Below are 5284 nucleotides of genomic sequence, written 5' to 3'. Positions count from 1 at the left end.
ATTCATAACTAGCATCATTTGTCGTATTTCATATAAAGCGTTGACAAACTTGCCTCACAAGTTGATAATATAGCAATTCTCATCTCTGAGTCAGATACAAAGTTCTGGAGTTTTAGGGAATTGGAAACAGAGAACAAAGGACATAAAAGAAGGAAAACCAGGGTATCTCACAAAGAGTGAGAAAGATAATATACCACAGAACCATTTTATTAAGGAGATTAACATGGATATTGTTCGTTTAATTTGTGCGATTTTTTTACCACCCCTTGGCGTATTTCTACAAGTAGGTTTTGGCGGTCAATTTTGGTTGAATATTCTTTTGACTTTACTGGGTTATATCCCTGGAATTATTCACGCTGTTTGGATTATTGCTAAAAGATAAATAGTTATTGTATTTTAGGTGGTAATATCCAGCTATTTCTGCCCAAGTTACCACCTACTATCTTATTATCCATTTAACCTTAAACCTTCTTCAATAAATTAAATAGAGGTTACTAAAGTTCAGAAATTTTACTTATATATGAATGAAATAATCAATATAATTATTAATGGATTAAAAGATGTCCTTGAAAGTACCGTAAAAATAATACCAGCCATACTAATAGCATTAATTATTATTTTTTTAACTCGCTATGCAGCAAAATTACTTCGGAACCTCGCTCAACAGGTAGGAAAGCGTGCAACTCGTAGTAAATCCTTACAAATTTTACTTGCAAAAACTACCCATGTGGGTACTTGGGTAATAGGAGTTATTATTGCTTGTGTTATTGCTTTTCCCGGTTTAAAACTAGGAGATATTATTGCCACATTAGGTCTTGGTTCTGTTGCAGTTGGTTTTGCATTTCAAGACATATTTAAAAATTTTCTAGCAGGAATATTACTCTTATTACAAGAGCCATTTCGCATCGGCGACCAAATAATAGTTGATAAGTATGAAGGTACTGTAGAACAAATTGATATTCGGACTACGAAAATTAGGACTTACAATGGCGAAAGAGTCATTTTACCTAATGCTAATGTATTTACCAGTGCCGTACAAGTAAGAACTGCTTTTGGTATTCGACGAACTGACTTAGGAGTAGGTGTGGATTATAATACTCCTTTATCACAAGCAGCAGAGATATTATACAAACTTATTCAAAAGGTTGAAGGTGTCTTAGAAGATCCCGATCCTGAGATAGATTTAGTTAGTTTTAATGATAGTTCAATAGACTTTATTGTGCGCTATTGGACTAAGGCAGAACAGAAAGAAGTACGCAGAACTCAAACTCAGGCAATTATTGCTATTAAGAAAGTTTTTGATCGGGTAGATATTAATATTCCTTATCCAATTAGGACTGTTTATTTCTACAATCAGGATAAGTATAATGATTATCTTCCTACAGATATTCCTACAGATAATGAGAAAAACACGAAGCCTTCCCTATAAAGCAATTTATTGAATCACGATTTTCAATAATTTAGTTACTGTAATTACCAGATAATTTGACAGTAATTACAGTAACTATTTTCTAGATAGAAAATTTTACGAAATTTCGCTTAAAGATCGAAGATATTGATAACTTTTCCCCGGTCCGAATTTTAACCTATCGCTGATTTAGAGAGAAGATGCAGTATCAGGAGCAATTTCTATTCCACCTTCTTCCTTGATTAATTGTTGGTTTGTAATTAGAACGCTAATATTATCCACATTAATAGATATACCTTTTTCATCACAGGCTTGCTGAAGTTTTTGCTGAAACAGTTTAATATCTTGACCATAGCCACATAGTTGAGCAGCTTTTTCTACTCCATCTTTAGCATTAGCTTTAGCACAATCAATTAATTCAATTCCTGTGAGATTTTTGGGAGTATTCATAATTCCTATTCCTCAATTAACTTCAACATATGTAATGTATGTTTTAAACGGAAATTTTTTAAAACTGAACATTCATTTAGTAAATATTATCAAAATATTTTTCATCAAACATCTTTCTCTAGTATGACTTTAATAATTCAAGGATAAAATTGTGAATATAAACTTATTATTTTGGATACTAATTTTACTAGCTTCTATTTGGGCAGCACATTGGGGTTCTGATAAATTAGCAGAACCTCTAAATAAATTACGTCAACAGTGGGGACTAACTGAAGCTGCTGGTGCTGCTTTTGTTGCCCTAGCCACAGCTAGCCCAGAAATTGGAACTAATACTGCTAGCGCTATTCAAGGTTTATCTGATATTGGACTTGGTAATTTACTAGGTTCTAATATAGTTTCTGTTCCCGCGATCGTCACTGTTGCTTACTTTGCTGCTCAAAAAAATTCTCAAAATAAACCAGATAATTTTTCCCAGCCTCTAAAAATTAAACTGGAAGCTTTAACCGTGCAAACAATTCCCTATTTATTAATAATTGGGTTAGCAGCATTACTTACTATTCCTAAACCTTGGCGTGGGTTACAACCTATTGATGGTTGGTTAATGTTGGTAGCTTATTTTATTTACTTAGCACAAGCAATTATTAGAAACCAGCAAAAAGGTACAAAGGTAAATTGGAAAACTGAAGAAATTATTGTTGCTATTGCTGGAATATTAGCATTAATTATCGGCGCTTACTTTACGGTCACAGCTACAGAAAAAATAGTTTCTATATTAGGCATTGCTAAATTAATTGGTGGCTTATTTATTACTTCTACTTTGAGTATTATACCTGAAGTTTTTGCTACTTGGAGTGTGGCAAAAAGCGGACAATTTACAGCAGCAACTACCAGCGTTATTGCTGATAATACGGCAACAATGACTCTAGCTTTTTTCCCATTAGCTTTAGTAAGCTTACCCGTAGAAAATATTAAATTATATTCTGTGAACTTATTTTTTGTAGCTTTATTAGGAGTATTTTATTCATTATTTATTTACTTTGGTAAGCCAAAATATAGTTTTTCTTTCAAGGAAGTATTGGTACTTAATAGTATTTATATAATTTATCTATTGGTAATGATTTTTGGCGTTTTGAGATGAATATAATTTTTCTGGGATAGGAGGCGATTGCTATCAAATATCAATAAATTCATTGTACAGCGATCGCTATCCTTAACCAGATAATCAGTAGTCGGGAGTCAGGAGTCAGTAGGAATTAGGAGTTAGTAATTAGGAATTAGGAATTAGGAATTAGGAGTTAGTATCATTGTGGTTTATTCATATGAAAACCTCTGTATCTTCAAGAGCAGACTTCATATCAAATCTGCTTAATTCGGTATAAAAATAATGTTCTATCTTCAGCTTCTTTATAATAATAGTTCAAGAATTGAGAATTACCTCTTCTTAATAAAAAAGAGGATTGGGTAAAAGGATTTTTTTTCTCTTTTCTCCATGAATGGAGAGGCTTTATACCTTAATTTTTCGGTAATTATTAATTATTAATTGTTGAAACCAATGCTACCGGATTTAATATAATTTCAGTGGAAATTCCAGATAATGACACAAATATCCAAATTGACAGCCGTATTAAAGTCTCTGTTAGCTTGGAAGCCACATTTTGTACATTCAAATTAGAAGATTACAGAAGGAGGCGATCGCTATCAAATATGAATAAATTTATTGTACTAGCACGTCTAGCTTTAAAATGTGGGTAAATTTCAGTATCCCGGAAGACCTCTCCCCCAACCCCTCTCCTGATGAGTGAGAGGGGAGAAATACTCCCCCTTCCCTACCAGGGAAGGGGGTTGGGGGGTTAGGTTTTACCCACAATTTTAGTGTAGATGTGCTAGTACGGCGATCGCTATCCTCACCAAGATTAATCTGGTATAGTCATCAAAGAGACGACTTAAGCCTCATTTTTGACAAAGAATAATGCAGTCCGAGGACCGATTTCAATTCCACCACGATTAGGGGAACCCCATTTATTAATGTACTTTTGACCGTCACCACCGTAGTCTACACACATTTCAAAGTCGTACTGTAGCTCATTGTAACAACCTACTCCTAAACCGGGCATTTTGGCAGCAGTGACATCAAATGTTTCGCCCGCTTTATTAATAATAGTTAAACCTTTATCTCCACGCTCGATAAACAGCAAATTTGGGTTGTCTGCACTGTCAGCAATTTCGTTACCATTGCGATAGTATTGAGATTCTCCCATCATTTGTTCGTGAAATTTTGTGCCAGCAACAATTGTAGGGTCGAAAGCATCAAAAGTTAAAATCAAAGGTGTTCCTTCTTTTCTCCCTAAAACGTAAGCTGTTGCTAAAACTAAATCATTCTTGTCAAATTTCCAATTATCAAACTGTCCTATCGCCCAAGTGTCGTGGTTACGAGCAAAGGTAACCGCATTGTCTCCAGGTACAGCACGCTGAGTATCTGCTGGATTAACTAGAGAGCGTAAGTCTCCCCCGTAAGTAAAAGCACTTTTCAAGGTATTAACCAATTGAAAATCTGTTACTTTGGGAAACACTGGAATATATTTCATGCTCTCGTCAAAATTGCGACCGATAGCTTCACCATAATAAAACTTATCTTCAGGGATAACTTCGACTATCTTTTCCAAATCCTCAACAGAAATGTGTTTGACAGCATCAAAGCGGAAACCATCGATGCCAAGATCCATCAGTTTTTGCATATACTCATGCTGTTTCTGTTGCACATAGGGTAAGTCAGTCCTTAAATCTGGCAATCCTTCCCTGTCATTTGGACTACATAACCAATCATTTTCAACCTCGTAGGGATTATTATAGTCGGCGATACATTTTGCCTCGTGGAAATATTCCTTTTTTGGGTAGAGCGGATATGCTTCAGGGAAAGGTGCAACATCTTGATAAAAACGATAATTAGCCATGTGATTAAAGACCACATCGGCAATAACTTTAATTCCCCGTTCGTGAGCAGCGTCAATCAAATCCTTTAAATCTTGCTCATTTCCTAAATTTCCTTCCAGAACATAATCGAATGGCTGATACTGAAAGTACCAGTATTTATCTGAAGTGCAGGCATCATCTTCCCTTCCTGGTGTTTGATTCGGAGGGGAAATTTGAATATAGTTATATCCTGCTGCTTTAATTTCTGGCAATTCTGCTGTAACATTGGCAAAACATTCATCGAAAGCGTGGTAGATAACATCTGCTTTAGCAGGAGTAGGATTGGAGGTTAGTCCAATAATTACTGCCAGCAAGCAGGTACAAACCCACGTTATTAGAAAACTGAAAGCAAAACGTTTTTTTGTTTCCATAAATCTGATTCCTGTTTCTACAATAGATGATGGTGAGTGAGGTTGAATATCAGAACTGTTATTTGCTTTGAAAGCTATTGCCATC

At 35.0% G+C, this 5284-nt stretch carries 6 protein-coding genes; 4 read left to right on the top strand and 2 right to left on the bottom strand.

Features of this window, described 5'->3' with window-relative positions:
• Window positions 1-223 precede the first annotated feature (223 nt).
• Together F6K22_RS30510 and F6K22_RS30505 are read left to right on the top strand one after the other, a co-directional pair.
• Window positions 224-382 carry a YqaE/Pmp3 family membrane protein gene (locus F6K22_RS30510; RefSeq protein ID WP_293106861.1) on the top strand — a complete coding sequence of 53 codons (159 nt, stop codon included), beginning with the start codon at window positions 224-226 and terminating at the stop codon, window positions 380-382.
• Between the two features lie 138 nt (window positions 383-520).
• Complete coding sequence (locus F6K22_RS30505) at window positions 521-1429, top strand: mechanosensitive ion channel family protein (protein WP_293106858.1); 909 nt, start codon at window positions 521-523, stop codon at window positions 1427-1429.
• 168 nt (window positions 1430-1597) lie between these two features.
• Here the strand turns inward: F6K22_RS30505 and F6K22_RS30500 are convergent, their stop codons facing one another.
• Window positions 1598-1858: a hypothetical protein gene (locus tag F6K22_RS30500; protein WP_293106856.1), complete on the bottom strand. Its 261-nt coding sequence runs from the start codon at window positions 1856-1858 to the stop codon at window positions 1598-1600.
• A gap of 151 nt (window positions 1859-2009) precedes the next feature.
• Here F6K22_RS30500 and F6K22_RS30495 point away from each other — a divergent pair, with 151 nt between their 5' ends.
• The gene (locus F6K22_RS30495; RefSeq protein WP_293106853.1) at window positions 2010-2996 is read left to right on the top strand and encodes a sodium:calcium antiporter; all 987 of its coding nucleotides are present in this window, start codon (window positions 2010-2012) and stop codon (window positions 2994-2996) included.
• A 440-nt stretch (window positions 2997-3436) separates the two neighbouring features.
• Window positions 3437-3610 (top strand): hypothetical protein, encoded by a 174-nt coding sequence (locus F6K22_RS30490; protein ID WP_293106851.1) that lies wholly within the window; start codon window positions 3437-3439, stop codon window positions 3608-3610.
• Between the two features lie 191 nt (window positions 3611-3801).
• Here the strand turns inward: F6K22_RS30490 and F6K22_RS30485 are convergent.
• A partial coding sequence (locus F6K22_RS30485; protein WP_293106848.1) for an alpha-amylase family glycosyl hydrolase occupies window positions 3802-5284 on the bottom strand: 1483 nt, incomplete at its 5' end.

Source organism: Okeania sp. SIO2F4 (assembly GCF_010672385.1).
Taxonomy (GTDB): Bacteria; Cyanobacteriota; Cyanobacteriia; order Cyanobacteriales; family Microcoleaceae; genus Trichodesmium.
This window is presented reverse-complemented; position numbering and strand designations above follow the sequence as displayed.

Bases quoted from the DNA above. Each gene is read 5' to 3' on its own strand.
- F6K22_RS30505 (WP_293106858.1), top strand. From the start codon at position 521: ATGAATGAAATAATCAATATAATTATTAATGGATTAAAAGATGTCCTT.
- F6K22_RS30510 (WP_293106861.1), top strand. From the start codon at position 224: ATGGATATTGTTCGTTTAATTTGTGCGATTTTTTTACCACCCCTTGGC.
- F6K22_RS30500 (WP_293106856.1), bottom strand. From the start codon at position 1,858: ATGAATACTCCCAAAAATCTCACAGGAATTGAATTAATTGATTGTGCT.